Here is a 17,939-nt window from a genome sequence, read left to right as displayed (position 1 = left end):
CAGGGGCACACAGGCCGATGGTGGCGCCCCGAGAGTGATGAATGCACACTACAACAATGAATTATCGCACGGCTATCGTCACTACCCTGGCTGAAATTGGCGAAGCGGCCTGGTCTGAACTGCTGGCGTGCCAGGCGGATAGCAATCCCTTCCTCTCGTATGCCTTTTTGCACGCGCTGCACGAGTCCGGCTGCGCCAGCGCGGACACGGGCTGGCAACCGAATTACCTGGTGCTGTGGCAAGGAGACACGCTGGCCGCCGCCCTGCCCCTGTACCTGAAAATGCACTCGTATGGCGAATACGTGTTCGACTGGGCCTGGGCCGATGCCTATCAGCAGCATGGCCTCGAATACTACCCGAAACTGCTGTCCGCTATTCCCTTTACGCCCGTCAGCGGCACGCGTTTGCTGGCCCGCGATGGCGAGGCGCGCGCCGCCCTGCTGGCCTTTTTGCAGGCCCAGCAGCAGGCCAGCGACGTGTCGTCCTGCCATATCCTGTTCCCGCCGGAAAGCGAGGCGCGCCAGCTGGCCGAGGCCGGCTACCTGATGCGCAGCGGCGTGCAGTTTCACTGGATCAATCCCGGCTACGCGGATTTCGAGCAATTTCTCGCCACCCTGGAACACAAGAAACGCAAGAATATCCGCGCCGAGCGGCGCAAGGTGCGGGAAGCGGGTGTGACCATGCGCCAGGTGCGCGGCATGGACGCCACGGACGCGGACTGGAAGCTGTTCCACCGCTGCTACAGCAATACCTATGCGGAACACCGCTCCTCGCCCTACCTGTCGCTGGACTTCTTCCGGCGCATCGCCGCCGGCATGCCGCAGAACATTTTATTGGTGATCGCCGAGCGCGAAGGCCGGGCCATTGCCGCCTCGCTGGTGATCCACACGGCCGACACCCTGTATGGCCGCTACTGGGGCGCGCTCGAGCACGTGCCCTGCCTGCATTTCGAGACGGCGTATTACCAGCCGCTGGAGTTTTGCATCGCCAACGGCATCGCCACCTTCGAGGGCGGCGCCCAGGGCGAGCACAAGATGGCGCGCGGCTTCCTGCCGCAAAAGACCTGGTCCGCCCACTGGCTGGCCCACCCTGCCTTTGCCGACGCCGTGCAGCGCTTCCTCGAGCGCGAACGGGGCGGCATCGATGCCTATCTCGATGAGTTGAACGAACACAGCCCGTTTCGCGCATAAAAAAACGCTCCCGGCCATGACTGGCGGGGAGCGTTTTTTAACTGATGCTGTTAGGCTTTTGCAGCATCTGCCTTGTAGGCGGCGACGCCGCCCAGGATTTCTTCCTTGGCCACGTCAGGGCCATACCAGCCGTCGATCTTGACCCATTTGCCTTTTTCCAGATCTTTGTAGTGCTCAAAGAAATGCTGGATCTGGCGCAAACGCAGTTCGTTCAAGTCTTCCGGCTTTTGCCAGTGGCTGTAGATCGACAGGACCTTGTCGACTGGCACGGCCAGCACTTTCGCGTCTTCGCCCGACTCGTCGGTCATTTTCAGCACGCCGATAGGACGGCAGCGCACGACCACGCCCGGGATCAGCGGGAACGGGGTGATGACCAGCACGTCGACCGGATCGCCGTCCGGCGACAGGGTGTTCGGCACGTAGCCGTAGTTGCACGGGTAATGCATGGCGGTACCCATGAAGCGATCGACGAAGATCGCGCCGCTTTCCTTGTCGACTTCGTACTTGATCGGATCGGCATTCATCGGGATTTCGATGACGACGTTGAAATCGTTCGGCAGGTCGCGGCCGGAAGAGACGTTATTCAAACTCATGGGGTTCCTCATTAGCGGATGGTGTTTTAACCGCGCAATTATAGCGAAGTACAGGCAGCTTGTGCGATGCAGCAGCGGCGCGCCGGCGTTTTGCGCGTCCAGCCAGCAACACTCGCCAGCACGGCCGTCCGGCACGCGCAAGCTGCTGCCGAGAGAATAAACAGGCTATTGGGAATAATAAGTAGAAACACTTAAGCATTACTACGGTCGGCCCCGAGTTAATACCTGAAATGTCGTCATATTTTCATTTCAATATCACCATGCAGCGAACATGGTTATCATAACCGGCATTGCATTTATTGCAGCCACTTATAACAACTGTGTCAGGCTTATTCTCCCCGAACTGTCAGCGCGTGATGGCGCGGCCGTCTCACCATCGATGGCCATCAAGCCTGCCAGCCCGGAAACTCCCTCATCCAGCATAATCTTTGCGCTTATTTGAAGCATTTATTTGATTCAAATGACGGCCTGGCCAAAAAATGGCGCGACCAGAAGACAATCATCAATTCTGATAAACTGTCACATTCTGGTGATTCCAAACTTTGTATATTCTGCAATCGACGCCTTCCCTGAATTCAATATGGCGCTTTCAACGCGCCACCGATAAATCCTTGCAAAAAGGAATATGATGATTCCCTCTTTCCGGCCCGGGCCTTTATTAAAGGTCACCGGCGTTATTTTCATTCTGTTTGGCCTCGCCCTGCTGGGCGGCGGCATCTGGCTGGCCACGCTCGGCGGCTCCTGGTACTACTTGCTGGCCGGCATAGGCATGCTCGTCGCCGGCGTGCTGGTATTCCAGGGCAAGCGCAGCGCGCAAGCTTTCCTCGCCTTCTTGCTGACCGCCACCCTCATCTGGTCCGTCATCGAAGTGAAATTCGACTGGTGGCAATTGCTGCCGCGCCTCGACATCTGGTTTGCCGCCGCCGTCTGGCTGCTGCTGCCCTTCGTCAGCCGCCGCCTGGCGCCACCCGCCGCCACGAAACAGGGGCAATTGGGACGCACGGCCCTGTCCGCCGCCGTGGCCCTGACCGTCATCGCCGGCGTCATCGCCCTGTTCCAGGACTACCATGACCTGCATGGCGACGTGCCGGCCGAAAACATGGCCGCCACCGCCAGCGGCGACCTGGCGCCCGGCGTCGAGCACAACGACTGGTCCGCGTATGGCCGCTCCGGCTATGGCGACCGCTATGCCCCGGCCGCGCAGATTACGCCGGCGAATATTTCCGGCCTGAAAGAAGCCTGGACCTATCATACGGGCGACTTCAAGGGACCGAACGACCCGGGCGAGATCGCCAACGAAGTGACGCCGCTGAAGGTCAATGACATGCTGTACCTGTGCACGCCGCACAATATCGTCATCGCGCTGAACCCGGACACGGGCAAGGAAATCTGGCGCCACGATCCGAAGATCAACCGCGACGCGGCCAGCTACCAGCACATGATCTGCCGCGGCGTCGCCTACTGGGACGTCAACGCGGGCCGCGCCAAGAACAACCCGGCCCCCGAAGCGGCCGGCATGGAATGCCCGCGCCGCATCCTGGCGCCGACCATGGACGGCACCATGATCGCCGTCAATGCCGATACGGGCGAGTCGTGCAAGAGCTTTGGCAACAACGGCGTCGTCAACCTGTATAAAAACATGGCGATGATCAAGCGCGGTTTCCTGATGCCGACCTCGCCGCCCGCCGTCTCGCAGAAAATGGCCGTGATCGCCGCCAGCGTGACGGACAATCATTCGACGGAAGAGCCGTCGGGCGTGATCCGCGGCTACGATCCCGTCACGGGCAAGCTGATGTGGAACTGGGACCCGGCCACGCCGGAAGATACCAAGCCCTTCCCTGAAGGCAAGAACTACACCAACAACTCGCCCAACTCGTGGGGCGTGGCCAGCATCGATGAAAAGCTGGGCATGGTCTACATCCCGATGGGCAATGAAACCCCCGATACCTGGGGCGGCAACCGCAACAAGAATGGCGAGAAATTCAACAGCGCCATCGTCGCGCTGGACCTGGCGACCGGCAAAGTGCGCTGGGTCTACCAGACCGTGCACCACGATATCTGGGACATGGATATCGGCGGCCAGCCTAGCCTGGTCGACATCGACACGCCGAAAGGCAAAGTCCCGTCCGTCGTCGCCACGACGAAACGGGGCGACATCTATGTGATCGACCGCCGCGACGGCAGCCTGGTCGTGCCGGCGCCGGAAAAACCCGTGCCGACGAGCAATCCTGCCGCCGGCGACACCCTGTCGCCCACGCAGCCGTTCTCGGCCCTGACCTTCTTGCCTGAACGCAATATCAGCGAAGCGGACATGTGGGGCACGACGCCGTTCGACCAGCTCGCTTGCCGCATCATCTTCAAGGAACGCCGCTATGAAGGCCCGTTCACGCCGCAAACGGCCGGCAAGGGCGCCGTCATCTCGCCGGGCCCGCTCGGCATCTTCGAATGGGGCGGCGCGGCCATCGACCCCGTGCGCCAGTTACTGATCGTCAACCCTGACTACATGGGCTTCCTGGAAAAACTCGTGCCGCGCGCGGAAACAACGGCCAAGGGCGGCACGGGCGGCGAAATGGGCTTGCAGCCGCAGACGGGCGTCCCGTTTGCCGTGGAAATCAAGGCCTTTTTGTCGCCGCTGGGCTTCCCATGCCAGGCACCGCCGTGGGGCTATGTGGCCGCCGTCGACCTGCGCACCATGAAAAAAGTGTGGATGCACAAGAACGGCACCACGCGCGACAGCGGTCCCGTGCCGATCCCGTTGCCACTGGGCGTGCCCAGCCTGGGCGGCATGGTCACCACGGGTGGCGGCGTGACCTTCCTCAGCAGCACGCTCGACTATTACATCCGCGGCTACGACGTCAGCAACGGCAAGGTCGTCTGGAAAGCCCGCTTGCCGGCCGGCGGCCAGGCTACGCCGATGAGCTATGTGTCGAACAAGTCGGGACGCCAGTTCGTCGTCGTCATGGCCGGCGGCCACGGTTCGCTGGGCACGAAGATGAGCGATACCCTGATCGCGTATGCCTTGCCCGAAGGCACGGCCGTACCGAAGAAGTAAAGCTCGAAGAAGTAAATTAGCAAGGTAGCAGCGCAAAAAAAGCCGTTCAGTCTGCACTGAACGGCTTTTTTACGTCTGGAGAAATGGTCTACAAGGCTTACAGGATGGTGGCCAGCGCGCACTGCCGGTAATGGGCGGCGGCCTGTTCCGTCTGCTGCAAGGCGTCGTGCATCTGCGCCAGCTTCAAGTGGGCGTCGCGCACCATCTGCGGCTCGTTGGCGTCCGACAAAGCCTGCTCCAGGTGGCGCTGGGCCTTGCCCCACAGTTTTTGCTTGAGGCACAAGGTACCGAGGGTCAGCGCCAGTTCCGCATCGAGCGGACGCTGTTTCAGCCATTGCTCGCAATGCTCGATCTGCAGCAGCAGGGCCGGCGTGCCGCTCGGGGCCGCCGCTTCGCGGTAGGCGCGCACGACGCGCTCGTCCCAGTCGGCGGCCAGCGACTCTTCGCACACGAGGCGCGCTTCGTCATGCAAGCCGCGCGCATTCAGGGCCGTGGCGGCGCGGCAGGCGATATACGGCTTGACCCGGTCGCTGCCGGGCACGGTGGACCATACGCGCATCAGCGATTCCGCATCATGCGACGGGTCGGACAGCAAATGGTCGTAAGCCAGTTCGCGCAGGCGCGACGACAGGGCCGGATGCAGGGCGCGGTGCTTGTCGAGCGAACGCACGAGGCGCAGCACTTCCGGCCAGTTCTTCGCCTGCTGCTCGGCTTTCAGCGACCATTGCAGCGCGTGGATATGGCGAGTGCCGCTGGCGTTGAGTTCGCGCACGGCGGCCAGCGCCGCTTCCGGCTGGTGGTCGTCGACCAGCAATTCCGTCACCGTCATCAGACGGGCCGTCTTCAGGCTGGCGTCGCCTTCGACGCGGGCCAGCCAGCTGTCGCGGCGTTCGGACTGGCGCATGCGGTGCGCGGCGCGCGCGCCGATCAGCGCGGCCAGGCCGGCATTTTCGTCCAGTTCGGCGGCGCGCAAGGCGGCCTTCTCTGCATGGCCGAAACGGCCTTCGAACAGGGCTTTCAAGGCTTCGCGCAAACCCTTGTTGCCATCGCGCTCACGCTTGCGCTGGCGGTAGGCCGCCACTTGCGCCGGCATGCGCACGGTGGCGCGCACGGCGCGCACCAGCAGGTACAGCAGCACGAACAGCACGACCTGCAGCAGCAGGAAGAAGTTCAGCGACAAATCGATGCGGTACGGCGGATAGAACAGCACCACGTTGCCAGGGTTGAAACGGGCCGTCACGGCGATACCGATCGCCGCGGCCATCAGGGCGAGTAACCAGAGAAATAGACGCATGGGCTCAGGACTTCGCTTTGTAGTTGCGCACAGCAGTCAGGCTGTCGGACAAGGTTGGCATTTCGATGGCCAGGTTGCTGCCCTGCACCTGGCGCAGCAGGGCTTGCGCCGTCTGCGTGCTCTTGGCGCGGGTGTCGAAATACTTGGCCAGCGCATCCTGCGCGGCGATCAAGTCGTTGCGGAACGCCGTTTCATTGCGCGACAACAAGGCCATGCGGGCATTGAGCAAGCGCAGCTTGACGTTTTCGCGCAAGAAATACGATTGCGTCGGCGACAGCATCAGCGCTTCCGGCGTATCGACCCGGCGGATACGGATCAATTGACGCACGTCGGCCCACATGTCGCCGCTCCAGGTATTGAAGCCGTCGCGCACCTTTTGCAGCAGCGGTTCCGGCGCCGGCGGACCCACCAGCTTGCCGCTGGCATCGCGCACGGACTTGGCCTTGCCCGGTTTTTCCGGCGCGGCCGGCAAGGCCGGCGTTTCGTCGGACAGCATCGGCAAGGAATCGACCTGGGCGATCACGGCGTCGAGGCGCAGGGCCACGCCCGTCGAATCGACGCTGGGCAGGGCCTTGAGTTTTTCCATGTCGCGCCCGATGGCGCGGCGGATAGTGATGAATTGCGGCTTGTCGGAACGCGACAGGCTGCGGTCCGCGTTTTGCAGGGCGATCAGCGCGCCGGGCACGTTGCCGGCCAGCTGCAGCTGCTGGCTGGCCGTCGACAGCACTTGCTCGATTTCCGTCAGCGCCCACTCGTCGCGATTCTTCGACAAGTCGTTATACAGTTGTTCCAGGGCCAGCTGCTGGCTTTGCGTTTCGCTCTGGCGGTTTTCCAGCGCACCCACCTTGATTTCCAGCTCTTTCGTGCCTTCTTGCACGGTGCGCGCCAGCACGCCCGTTTCGGCGTTGCTGACATCGCCCTTTTGCAGGCGCTTGGCCACTTCTTCGCGCAGGTTGCGGATCTGCTTGCTGGACGACCAGCTTTGCGCCGCCAGCAGCACGGCCAGCACGATGACGGCGATGCTCATGGGCTTTTGCAGCTGTTCCAGCAAGGTCGGCGCGCGGCCGGCAGGTTGGTCGGCCGCCTGCGGCGCCGTCTTCACGGCGCTGCCAGGCGTTGCATTCGGTTCGGAGAGTGTAGGCATTTCGTTCATGGTCGTGATTGTAACGCGGCGAGCACTCCTGCGTCGCCTGATCCTGTCAGGGTGACACGGGCAAAACCCAGGGCCGCCGCCGTTTGTGCAATGCGGGCGTGCGGCACGATCAGATGTTGCTGTTGCATTTTCACAACAGCCGTCTTTTCAGCATCCAATTCCTCAAGAAGCGCCAGCAAACCGCGCAGCGCTTCCGAGCTGGTGATGATCCAGTCATTATTATGCTGCAACAGCTTTTCCAGGGTCGCCCGCAAGGCCGGCGTCAGCGTTGGCACCTGGCGGCGGTAGGCTGTGACGAACTCGACTTCGGCGCCAGCGGCGCGCAAGCCGTCGGCCAGGTAATCGCGTCCGCCGTCGCCGCGCACGATCAGCACGCGCTTGCCGCGCAGGGCCGGCAAGTCCAGCGCCAGCAATAAATGTTCGGAATCGCTGCGCGCCGTGTCGAGCGGACTGGTGATGCTGGCATTCGCGTCCGTGACGCCATGCGCGGCCAAGGCCATCCGGCTGCCCTCGCCCACGACGGCCAGCGGCACGCCTGGCGGCCAGGCGGACAAGTGCGCAAAGACGCAATCGATGGCGTTGGGCGAGACGAAGGCCACCAGGTCATATTCCGCCAGGCGCGCCAGCACGGCTTGCAGCTGCGCGCATTCATCTGCGCCATCGAGCGCGTGGATTTCCAGCAGCGGCAACAGTTGCACGGGCAAGCCCAGCGCCGTGATCCTGGCGGCCAGCGGCCCCGCTTGCGCCGCGGGCCGCGTGATCACCACCGTGTCAGGCATGCGGCGCCAGGCCTTCATGGTTGTCGGGCGTAATGGCGCACGAGGCGAGGATGCCGGCGGCATCCTGTGCGCGCAGCAGCTCGGCCACCTGTTCGCCCAGCAGCTCCGGCGCGCTGGCCGGGCCTTCGAACTCGGCGCTGGCCATGCGCGCGCCGTCCGGCGTGGCGACCATGGCGCGCAAGCGCATGCTGTCGCCTTCGACAGTGGCGAACGCGGCCAGCGGAATCTGGCAGCTGCCGCCGAAAATCTTCGACACCTTGCGCTCGGCCGTGACGGCTTGCGCCGTATCAATATGGTTCAGCGGCGCCAGCAGGGCCGTCATGTCGACGCCGTCGGCGCGACCGGCGCGCACCTCGATCGCCATGGCGCCCTGGCCGGCGGCGGGCAGGCTGTCTTCCGGCGCCAGCACGGCGCGGATGCGCGACGCCAGGCCCAGGCGTTTCAGGCCGGCGGCGGCCAGGATGATGGCGGCGTAATCGCCACGGTCCAGCTTGCCCAAGCGCGTGTCGAGGTTGCCGCGCAGGGGCAGAATCGTCAGGTGCGGGTAGCGCGCTGCGATCAGCGACTGACGGCGCAGGCTGCTGGTGCCGACGACGGCGCCGTGCGGCAGCTCGGCCAGGCTGGCGTAATCGTTGGACACGAACGCGTCGCGCGGGTCTTCGCGCTCGAGGATGGCGGCCAGGGCAAAGCCTGCCGGCAACTCCATCGGCACGTCTTTGAGCGAATGCACGGCCAGGTCGGCGCGGCCCTCTTCCATCGCCACTTCCAGTTCCTTGACGAACAGGCCCTTGCCGCCTACCTTGGACAGGGCGCGGTCCAGAATCTGGTCGCCGCGTGTGGTCATGCCGAGAATTTCAACGCTACACTGCGGATACAGGGCGGCCAGGCGCGCACGCACGTGTTCGGCTTGCCACATGGCAAGACGGCTCTCGCGCGTGGCGATCACCAGGCGGGAAGGAATATTTTGGGTCAATTCGGATGCTTTCAAAACAAGTTCTTTCGCTGTGGCTGTCGTTGTCGTTGCCAATTCGCCCGTCCGATATCAATTTGTATCGGAATGACGCCCGGCCTCGCTATAATCGTTATCCCTTAGCCTAGAAGGCCAAGTCAGGCTAGCGTCCATGTTGAAGACCACAAATTTTATCATGCGCCCCCTCCCCTCTGCGGCCAAACGCCCGGTGCGATCCACATTCCCTTGCTTTTACACTTACTTTGGTTCTTTATTATGCTCAATGACGCAGTAGCACCAGAAATAGTTCCAGCGGCCGGCTCCGACAAGGACGCGCCGCTGAAAGAAGATATCCGCTTGCTGGGCCGCCTGCTGGGCGACGTGCTGCGCGAACAGGAAGGCGACGCCGTCTTCAATGTGGTGGAAACCATACGCCAGACTTCCGTGCGCTTCCGCCGCGAAGCGGACGCCGACGCGGCGCTGGAACTCGACGCCATGCTCAAGGAACTGAGCCGCGAACAGACGATTTCCGTCGTGCGCGCGTTTTCCTATTTTTCGCACCTGGCCAACATTGCGGAAGACCAGCACCACATCCGCCGCCGCCGCGCCCACCTGCTGGCCGGCTCGCCGGCGCAAAAGGGCAGCGTCAGCTTCGCGCTGAAAAAACTGCGCGCCGCCGGCGTGCCGCGCAAGACCGTCGACACCTTTTTCCAGGACGCCCTGATCGCGCCCGTGCTGACGGCCCACCCGACGGAAGTGCAGCGCAAGAGCATCCTCGACGCCGAGCACGACATCGCCCGCCTGCTGGCCGAGCGCGACCTGCCGCAGACGCCGAAGGAACGGCAGGCCAACATGCAGCTGCTGCGCTCGCGCGTGGCCACCCTGTGGCAGACGCGCATGCTGCGCTACTCGAAGCTGACGGTGGCCGACGAAATCGAAAACGCCCTGTCCTACTACCGCATCACCTTCCTGCGCGAATTGCCGGGCCTGTACGACGACATCGAGGAAGACATCGCCGCCGAGTACCCGAACGGCAACGGCACGATCGAGCCGATCAATGCCGCCTACGTGCAGATGGGCAGCTGGATCGGCGGCGACCGCGACGGCAACCCCAACGTCAATGCGGGCACCATGCAGCACGCGCTGGCGCGCCACGCCACCACCATCCTCGACTTTTACCTCGACGAAGTGCACGCGCTGGGCGCGGAACTGTCCGTCTCGACCCTGATGGTGGGCGTGAGCGCCGAACTGCAGGCGCTGGCCGACCAGTCGCCGGACGCCTCGCCGCACCGCAGCGACGAACCGTACCGCCGCGCCCTGATCGGCATCTATGCGCGCCTGGCCGCCACGGCCCGCGCGCTGGGCGCCACCAACATCCTGCGCAAGGAAGTGGGCGCGGCCGCGGCGTACCCTGACGCGGCCGCCTTTGTGGCCGACTTGCGCACCATCGTCGCCTCGCTCGAGTCGCACCACGGCGCGGCCCTCGTGCGCCCGCGCCTGGCGACCCTGGCGCGGGCGGCCGACATCTTCGGTTTCCACCTGGCATCGCTCGACATGCGCCAGACTTCCGACGTGCACGAGCGCGTGCTGGCCGACCTGTTCGCGAAAAGCGGCGTGGCCGCCGACTACACGACCCTGTCCGAGGAAGACAAGCAGGCGCTGCTGCTGAACGAACTGGCCCAGCCGCGCCTGCTGTACTCGCCCTACATCGCCTACGCCACGGAAACGGATTCCGAGCTGGCCATCCTGCGCGCGGCGCGCGACATCCGCCAGCGCTACGGCGCGCGGGCCATCCGCAACTACATCATCTCGCACACGGAAACCATCTCCGACTTGCTGGAAGTATTGCTGCTGCAAAAGGAAACAGGCTTGCTGCGCACCGACTGGCAGGCCGGGGGCGACGGCGACAGCACGTGCGAGCTGATGGTCATCCCCCTGTTCGAGACCATCCCCGACCTGCAGCGCGCGGCCGGCATCATGAGCCAGCTCATGGCCTTGCCGCTGGTCAAGCAATTGATCGCCAAGCAGGGACAGTTGCAGGAAGTCATGCTCGGCTATTCCGATTCGAACAAGGATGGCGGTTTTCTCACGTCGAACTGGGAACTGTACAAGGCGGAACTGGCATTGGTGGCGGATTTCCAGAAGGCCGGCGTCAAGCTGCGCCTGTTCCATGGCCGCGGCGGCACGGTGGGCCGTGGCGGCGGACCCAGCTACGAAGCCATCCTGGCGCAGCCGCCGGGCACCGTCAACGGCCAGATCCGCCTGACGGAGCAGGGCGAAATCATCGCCTCGAAGTTTTCCAACGCGGAAATCGGCCGGCGCAACCTGGAATTGCTGGTCGCCGCGACCCTGGAAGCGAGCCTGGCGCCGCAGGAAGCCAATCCGGCCCGCAACGGCCAGCTGGCGCAATTCGAAGCCGTGATGGCGCAGCTGTCGGACCTCGCCTATCACGCCTACCGCCACCTCGTGTATGAAACGCCGGGTTTTACGGAGTATTTCTTCTCGGCCACGCCGATTGCGGAAATCGCCGAGCTGAACCTCGGTTCGCGCCCCGCCTCGCGCAAGGCCAACCAGCGCATCGAAGACTTGCGCGCCATTCCCTGGGGCTTTTCCTGGGGCCAGTGCCGCTTGCTGCTGCCGGGCTGGTTCGGCTTCGGCAGCGCCATCGAAGCGTGGATCAACGATGGCGAGCCAGCGTCGAAGGATGACAGGATCGCCACCCTGCGCGCCATGTATGCCGAATGGCCGTTCTTTGCCACCCTGCTGTCGAATATGGACATGGTGCTGGCCAAGACGGACCTGGCCATCGCCTCGCGCTACGCGGAACTGGTGGCGGACCAGGACTTGCGCGAACGCATCTACAAGCGCATCACGGAAGAGCATGGCAACACCTTGCGCTGCCTGGAGCTGATCACCGGCAATACCGAGCGCCTGGCGGGCAATCCGCTGCTGGCCCGCTCGATCCAGAACCGCTTCGCCTACCTCGACCCGCTGAACCATTTGCAGGTGGAATTGATCAAGCGCAACCGCGCCCTGTCCAGCGCCAGTAAAGTCGATGAACGGGTGCACCGCGGCATCCAGCTGTCGATCAACGGCGTGGCGGCAGGCTTGCGCAACACGGGCTGATCGCGCCGCATTGCCTTCGGCAAGCAGGGGCCGGCACCGCAAGGGCCGGCCCTTTTGCTTTCCAAATGGAAAAATATTCTCAATAAAACAACATTTGGTATTACACTAGCGTCGAATACTTTTCCCACTCCGGCGCCACGTGCACCGCAGCGGCCAACGATGACGCCAGGGACGCGTATGAGCAAATGGTCGATTGAAACGCTGAGTACGGCATGCGCCGCCCTCGTCCTGGTGGTGCTGGGCTGGCTGGCCGGCGCGGCCTGGCAGGAGCTCGACTCCTGGGAACATATCTGGCTGTTGCTGCTGCTGGCGGCAGCCGCCGGCACGGCCATGTGGCTGATGCGCAAGCTGCGCGCCCACCTCGCCAGCACGCGCTTGCAGCTCGATGCCAGCACCATGCGCTACCGCCACCTGAGCGAGACGGCGCAGGACGGCATGTGGCAAACGGATGCGCAAGGCACGATATTGCATCTCAACCAGCGCCTGTGCGACATGCTCGATATGCCTGCGGAAAAGCTGCTGGGCCATAAAATGAGCGAATTCTACGATGAGGCGACATTGCTGCGCCTGTGTCCGCTGCGCCAGACAGCCACGGATAGCTGCATGGGAGAACTGCAATACCGGCACAGCGACGGTTCGGAACGCTGGGCGATGATCAGCGGCCGCCGCCTGTACGACCAGCAGGGCACGCTGACGGGCGCGCTCGTGCTGGCCAGCGACATCACCGAACAAAAGCGGGCCGAACATGCATTGAGCGTCGCCCATGCGGAACTGGAAAGCCGCGTGGCCCTGCGCACGGCCCAGCTGCTCGACGTCAATCTCCAGCTATCGGCGGAAATCGCCATGCGCGCGCAAACGGAAGCGGCCCTGGCGCGCAGCGAAGAACGGCTGCAGGACATCATCTCCATGATGCCCCTGTCGCTGTTCCTGAAAGATGCCGATTCGCGCATCGTGCTGATGAACCAGGCCTGCGAGCAGCAATGGGGCGTGCACCAGCAGGACATTGCCGAAGGGCGCGACTTGCAGCATTTCCCCAGCGACCAGAACGTGGGCTTCCACGCGGCGGACCAGGAAGCGTTTGCCAGCCGCAAGGTGGTGATACGCGAAGAACTGGTATGGAATGCGCAGCTGCAGGAAAATCGCCTGCTGCAGACGCACAAGAAACCCATCTTCGATGCCGAAGGGCGGCCGCAGATGATCATCGCCATGGCCATCGACATCACCGACAGCAAGCGCAACGAGGAAAACCTGGAACGCACCCTGGCCCAGCTGCGCGAACTGAGCGACCACCAGCAAACGATCAAGGAAGAGGAACGCCGGCGCATCGCGCTCGACATTCATGACGACCTGGGCCAGAACCTGATGGTGCTGCGCATCGATGTGTCGCTGCTGCACGCGCGCACGGCCAAGACCCATCCGCGCCTGCACCGCCACGCGCAGCGCGTGCTCGACACCATCGACACCACCATCCGCTCGGTGCGCACCATCATCAATGACCTGCATCCCAGCACCCTCGAACTGGGACTGGGTCCGGCGGCCGAATGGCTGCTCCGCCAGATGGAAAGCCGCGGCGCCATCCGCTACCGGCTCACGCTCGACAGCGAGGTGCCGGACCTGGGCCTCGATCAGCGCCAGACCTCGGCCATCTTCCGCGTGCTGCAGGAATCGCTGTCGAACATCGTGCGCCACGCCCAGGCCAGCGAAGTGGAGGTGGCGCTGGAGCAAGATGCGGATTCCATCATCCTGCGCATCAGCGACAACGGCATCGGCATGCAGCCAGGCGACGACGGCAAGCGGGCCGCCTTCGGCCTGAAAAGCATACGCGAACGTGTCCACGCGCTCGGCGGCGAACTGCGCATCGACAGCCAGGCGGGCCGGGGCACGGTGCTGACCATCTACCTGCCCCACGCCGCCAGGCGCGCCATGCCGGCCATGCCAGAACACAAACATTACCAAAAACAGTAACAAATTAGATATGCATTTTTGGCAAATAAAAGTATAGTAAGTTTTTTCCTAGAGGAAACTATCATGCTGACACGGTTCTCCCGCCTCCCCGCCCCACTGCTCGGCCTGCTCCTGCTGGCCGCCGTTTCCAACGCCAGCGCCACCATTTATGCCGAACGGGGCTTTGGAGAAAGGGATGGCAACGGCAGCATCGCATCCGACCTGAACCCGGCTGGCCTGGTGGCCGGCATCATCATGGAAGAAGAAGGACGGCGCCGCGCCGTGACGTATCAGCATGGCCGCCTCCGCGAGCTGGGCACCCTGGGCGGCGATGAAGGTTTTACCAAGGCCATCAATATCCATGGCGCGGTGGTCGGTTCGGCGCAAACGGCCAGCGGCGCCTGGCACGCCTTCCGCTACGACGCGGCCGGCGGCATGCGCGACCTGGGCACCTTGGGCGGTACCAGCAGCTATGCCACGGCCATCGCACAAGGCGGCCAGGTGGCCGGCTATGCCGACACGAGCGGCGGCGATTTCCACGCCTTTGTGACAAAAGCCGACCACAGCCTGCAAGACCTGGGCACCCTGGGCGGCGCCAGCAGCTATGCCAGCGGCCTGAACAGCCATGGCGTGGTGGTGGGCACGGCCCAGCGCGGCGATGGCTACCGCCGCGCCTTCGTCTACCACCCCGGCGCGGGCATGCAGGAAATCGGTACCCTGCCCGGCGGGCGCATCAGCTCGGCCACCGCCATCAATGACGCGGGCCTGATCGTGGGCGCCTCGGAAACGGAAAAACGCCGCTGGCACGCGTTTGCCTGGGATGGCAAGCGCATGCTGGACCTGGGCGCCCTGATCGGCCAGGGCGACAGCTACGCCACGGCCGTCAACGCGGCCGGGCACGTCGTCGGCAGCGTCAACATCAACGGCTTTGAACCGATGACCTTTGTCTACAAGGAAGGCGTGATGACGGTACGCCGCCGCGACGACGGCCTGTATCTGACCAACAAGATCACGGACGCCGGCCTGGTGGTGGGCGCCGTCTACACAGGGCATAAATTCCAGGCCTTCGCCGTGCCCTCGCAAGCATCGCCGCCGCCGCCGCGCCGCAACCCGCTGGACTGGTTCTTCCTGACCGTCATCGCCGCCGCCTGCGGCGCAGCCCTGTTCCGCGCGCGCCGGCACGTGCGCGCCGGCCTGCTGGGACAGCGCACGCATTTTCTGTAAATCGGCACAGGTAGGGACGAAAAAAAAGAGGCTTGCGCCTCTTTTTTTATTGCCTGCTGACCGCTTAGTTTTGCGTCAGGAAAGTCTTCAGCTTGTCCGAACGCGAAGGCTGGCGCAGCTTGCTCATGGCTTTCGCCTCGATCTGGCGGATGCGCTCGCGCGTCACGTCGAACTGCTTGCCCACTTCTTCCAGCGTGTGGTCGTTCGACATTTCCACGCCGTAACGCATGCGCAGCACTTTCGCTTCGCGCGGCGTCAGGGAATCGAGTACTTCCTTGATCACGTTGCGCATCGATGCGTGCAGCGCGGCGTCCAGCGGCGCCAACGTCGTGTTGTCTTCGATGAAGTCGCCCAGTTGCGAATCGCCATCTTCGCCCATCGGCGTTTCCATGGAAATCGGCTCTTTCGCGATCTTCATGATTTCGCGCACCTTGTTTTCCGGCATTTCCATCTTGACGGCCAGGGTCGCCAGGTCCGGCTCGCTGCCCGTTTCCTGCATGATCTGGCGCGAGATGCGGTTCATCTTGTTGATCGTTTCGATCATGTGCACCGGCACGCGAATGGTGCGCGCCATGTCGGCGATCGAACGCGTGATCGCTTGGCGTATCCACCAGGTGGCGTAGGTCGAGAACTTGTAGCCGCGGCGGTATTCGAATTTATCGACGGCCTTCAGCAGACCAATGTTGCCTTCCTGGATCAAGTCGAGGAATTGCAAGCCGCGGTTGATGTATTTCTTGGCGATCGAAATGACCAGGCGCAAGTTGGCGACCGTCATTTCGCGTTTCGCGTGACGCGCGCGCTTTTCGCCGGCAGCCATCTGCTTGTTGATCTTGCGCAAGTCCGCCAGCGGCAGGGCCACGCGCGCTTGCAGGTCGATCATCTTCTTTTGCAGTTCCTTGACGGCAGGCACGTTACGGCTGAGGATGGCGCTGTACGGGTACTTGCAGTCGACTTCGCGGTCGACCCATTCCAGGTCGCATTCATTGCCCGGGAACACCTTGATGAAGTGGGCGCGCGGCATACCGCATTTGTTCACGCACAGTTCCAGCACGGCGCGCTCGATGTGGCGCACTTCTTCCATCTGGCCGCGCAGGGTGTCGCACAGCTTTTCGACGACCTTGGCCGTGAAGCGGATGCCCAGCAATTCCTGCGAAATGGCTTCCTGCGCCTTGATGTAGGCTTTCGAGTTGTAACCTTCGGGCGCCTTGCGCATCTTGTCGTACTGCGTGGAAATGACGTTGAATTTCTCCAACGCATTCTTTTTCAGCTGGGCCAATTGCTCGCTGGAGAAACCGGCTGCGCCGCCATTGGCGTCGCCGTCTTCTTCCTCGGCTTCTTCTTCCTCTTCCTCGTCGTCACCGCTGGCGGCGGGGGCGGCGGGAGCGGCGGCCGGCGCCGGGGCATTGCTTTCGTTCAAATCCACAAAGCCGTCGACCACTTCATCAACCTTGATTTCATCGCGCGCAATTTTTTGCGACAGCGCAACGATTTCGCCGATCGTGGTGGGGCAGGCGGAAATAGCCTGGATCATGTCCTTCAGGCCGCCTTCGATGCGCTTGGCGATCTCGATCTCGCCTTCGCGCGTCAGCAGCGCCACGGCGCCCATTTCACGCATGTACATGCGCACGGGGTCGGTGGTGCGGCCGAAGTCGGAGTCGACCGTCGACAGGGCCGTGGCGGCAGCCGCTTCCACTTCATCGTCGCTGGTGACGGTGGCGACGTTGTCAGTCAACAACAGGCTTTCCGCGTCAGGGGCGCGCTCGTAGACGGCGATGCCCATGTCGTTGAAGGTGGCGATGATGCCTTCGATCGCTTCCGGATCGATGATGTTTTCCGGCAATTGGTCATTGATCTCGGCGTAGGTGAGGAAACCGCGTTCCTTGCCCATGTTGATCAAGCCCGTGATCTGCTTGCGGCGGCGTTCCAGGTCCGCTGCCGATGCTTCCGGATCTCCCAGCGCGTCCGCCAGGCCGCCCTTGGCCTTGCGGTCGCGCGCTTTCGACACGGCCTTCAGTTCGGCGCGCTCGACGGCGTTCAGTGCCGCCACTTCATCGTTTTCCGGCGTGAATTCGCTCGGCTTGCGGCCGCGGCGGCCTGGCACCTTGACGGTCGGCAGGAAGTAATTCGAGGTGTCGATGGCGGCCAGGGCATCGGCGTCCGTGGTCTTGCTGACCACTTGCGCGCCGGTGATGATGGTCACGGGCGCTGCCTCAGGCTTGGCGCGCACGACTTTCGAGCGGGCTGCCGTCACCACCTTGTTCGTGGCGGCGCTTTCGCTGACCTTGCGCGGCGCGGCCGGGGCCTTGGCGCCGGGGGCGACCTTCACGCTTGGCGTTTTGGCCGGTGCGGCGTCGGCCACCTCGGCCACTTCGGCAACGGCGTCGACAGCCGCCGCTGGCGCTTCGGCAGCCGCATCGGCCGGCGGCACGGCAGCCAGGCGCGAGCGGCTTTTCTTCACCACGGTGACGACGGTCGGCGCCGTCGTGACGGTGGCTTCCGGATTCGCTTGCGCATTATCGATGAAGTAAGATAAAGTCGTTTTGGGTACGGCAAGTGGCGCCGCGGCTGGGCGTGGCGCCTTGGCGGACAACGTTAAAGTTTTTGGCGTATTCTTCATGAGATATCTCTTAATGCG

At 63.5% G+C, this 17,939-nt stretch carries 11 protein-coding genes; 5 read left to right on the top strand and 6 right to left on the bottom strand.

Annotated elements, in window-relative coordinates:
- Nucleotides 1–56: 56 nt before the first annotated feature.
- On the top strand, nt 57–1,190 hold the full coding sequence (locus AC1Q6X_RS15875; protein WP_492497832.1) for a GNAT family N-acetyltransferase: 1,134 nt from the start codon (nt 57–59) through the stop codon (nt 1,188–1,190).
- A gap of 50 nt (nt 1,191–1,240) precedes the next feature.
- On the opposite strand, the gene ppa is transcribed toward AC1Q6X_RS15875, so the two are convergent.
- The gene (ppa, locus tag AC1Q6X_RS15870; protein WP_070225002.1) at nt 1,241–1,783 is read right to left on the bottom strand and encodes an inorganic diphosphatase; all 543 of its coding nucleotides are present in this window, start codon (nt 1,781–1,783) and stop codon (nt 1,241–1,243) included.
- Between the two features lie 625 nt (nt 1,784–2,408).
- On the opposite strand from ppa, the gene AC1Q6X_RS15865 reads away from it, so the two are divergent.
- A complete protein-coding gene (locus tag AC1Q6X_RS15865) occupies nt 2,409–4,835 on the top strand; it encodes a membrane-bound PQQ-dependent dehydrogenase, glucose/quinate/shikimate family (RefSeq protein WP_492497770.1) in 2,427 nt (808 codons plus the stop codon).
- Between the two features lie 97 nt (nt 4,836–4,932).
- Here the strand turns inward: AC1Q6X_RS15865 and AC1Q6X_RS15860 are convergent, their stop codons facing one another.
- From AC1Q6X_RS15860 to hemC, 4 genes are read right to left on the bottom strand one after another with little or no spacing between them, the layout of a single operon-like run.
- The gene (locus tag AC1Q6X_RS15860) at nt 4,933–6,129 is read right to left on the bottom strand and encodes a heme biosynthesis protein HemY (protein ID WP_492405591.1); all 1,197 of its coding nucleotides are present in this window, start codon (nt 6,127–6,129) and stop codon (nt 4,933–4,935) included.
- A gap of 4 nt (nt 6,130–6,133) precedes the next feature.
- A complete protein-coding gene (locus AC1Q6X_RS15855; protein ID WP_070224999.1) occupies nt 6,134–7,282 on the bottom strand; it encodes a uroporphyrinogen-III C-methyltransferase in 1,149 nt (382 codons plus the stop codon).
- Nucleotides 7,279–8,061 (bottom strand): uroporphyrinogen-III synthase, encoded by a 783-nt coding sequence (locus AC1Q6X_RS15850; RefSeq protein ID WP_230505942.1) that lies wholly within the window; start codon nt 8,059–8,061, stop codon nt 7,279–7,281. The genes AC1Q6X_RS15855 and AC1Q6X_RS15850 overlap by 4 nt, the downstream gene beginning before the upstream one ends.
- Nucleotides 8,054–9,049 carry a hydroxymethylbilane synthase gene (gene hemC / locus AC1Q6X_RS15845; RefSeq protein ID WP_409026811.1) on the bottom strand — a complete coding sequence of 332 codons (996 nt, stop codon included), beginning with the start codon at nt 9,047–9,049 and terminating at the stop codon, nt 8,054–8,056. The genes AC1Q6X_RS15850 and hemC overlap by 8 nt, the downstream gene beginning before the upstream one ends.
- Before the next feature lie 237 nt (nt 9,050–9,286).
- On the opposite strand from hemC, the gene ppc reads away from it, so the two are divergent.
- The 3 genes from ppc to AC1Q6X_RS15830 all read left to right on the top strand — a co-directional run bounded on the left by ppc (nt 9,287) and on the right by AC1Q6X_RS15830 (nt 15,304).
- Complete coding sequence (ppc, locus tag AC1Q6X_RS15840; RefSeq protein WP_492497769.1) at nt 9,287–12,136, top strand: phosphoenolpyruvate carboxylase; 2,850 nt, start codon at nt 9,287–9,289, stop codon at nt 12,134–12,136.
- A 177-nt stretch (nt 12,137–12,313) separates the two neighbouring features.
- Complete coding sequence (locus AC1Q6X_RS15835) at nt 12,314–14,101, top strand: PAS domain-containing sensor histidine kinase (protein WP_162995605.1); 1,788 nt, start codon at nt 12,314–12,316, stop codon at nt 14,099–14,101.
- A gap of 63 nt (nt 14,102–14,164) precedes the next feature.
- Nucleotides 14,165–15,304, top strand: coding sequence for an HAF repeat-containing protein (locus AC1Q6X_RS15830; protein ID WP_492497768.1), 1,140 nt, complete (start codon nt 14,165–14,167; stop codon nt 15,302–15,304).
- Nucleotides 15,305–15,368: 64 nt separating this feature from the next.
- On the opposite strand, the gene rpoD is transcribed toward AC1Q6X_RS15830, so the two are convergent.
- Complete coding sequence (rpoD, locus tag AC1Q6X_RS15825) at nt 15,369–17,921, bottom strand: RNA polymerase sigma factor RpoD (protein ID WP_121668946.1); 2,553 nt, start codon at nt 17,919–17,921, stop codon at nt 15,369–15,371.
- Nucleotides 17,922–17,939 lie beyond the last annotated feature (18 nt).

This window comes from Janthinobacterium sp. GW823-FHT06H09, assembly GCF_058794735.1.
This window is presented reverse-complemented; position numbering and strand designations above follow the sequence as displayed.

What these genes read in the sequence shown, in the direction of transcription:
- AC1Q6X_RS15875 (WP_492497832.1), top strand. Translation starts at nt 57, where the DNA reads ATGAATTATCGCACGGCTATCGTCACTACCCTGGCTGAAATTGGCGAA.
- rpoD (WP_121668946.1), bottom strand. Translation starts at nt 17,921, where the DNA reads ATGAAGAATACGCCAAAAACTTTAACGTTGTCCGCCAAGGCGCCACGC.
- ppc (WP_492497769.1), top strand. Translation starts at nt 9,287, where the DNA reads ATGCTCAATGACGCAGTAGCACCAGAAATAGTTCCAGCGGCCGGCTCC.
- AC1Q6X_RS15860 (WP_492405591.1), bottom strand. Translation starts at nt 6,129, where the DNA reads ATGCGTCTATTTCTCTGGTTACTCGCCCTGATGGCCGCGGCGATCGGT.
- AC1Q6X_RS15850 (WP_230505942.1), bottom strand. Translation starts at nt 8,061, where the DNA reads ATGCCTGACACGGTGGTGATCACGCGGCCCGCGGCGCAAGCGGGGCCG.
- ppa (WP_070225002.1), bottom strand. Translation starts at nt 1,783, where the DNA reads ATGAGTTTGAATAACGTCTCTTCCGGCCGCGACCTGCCGAACGATTTC.
- AC1Q6X_RS15835 (WP_162995605.1), top strand. Translation starts at nt 12,314, where the DNA reads ATGAGCAAATGGTCGATTGAAACGCTGAGTACGGCATGCGCCGCCCTC.
- AC1Q6X_RS15865 (WP_492497770.1), top strand. Translation starts at nt 2,409, where the DNA reads ATGATGATTCCCTCTTTCCGGCCCGGGCCTTTATTAAAGGTCACCGGC.
- AC1Q6X_RS15830 (WP_492497768.1), top strand. Translation starts at nt 14,165, where the DNA reads ATGCTGACACGGTTCTCCCGCCTCCCCGCCCCACTGCTCGGCCTGCTC.
- AC1Q6X_RS15855 (WP_070224999.1), bottom strand. Translation starts at nt 7,282, where the DNA reads ATGAACGAAATGCCTACACTCTCCGAACCGAATGCAACGCCTGGCAGC.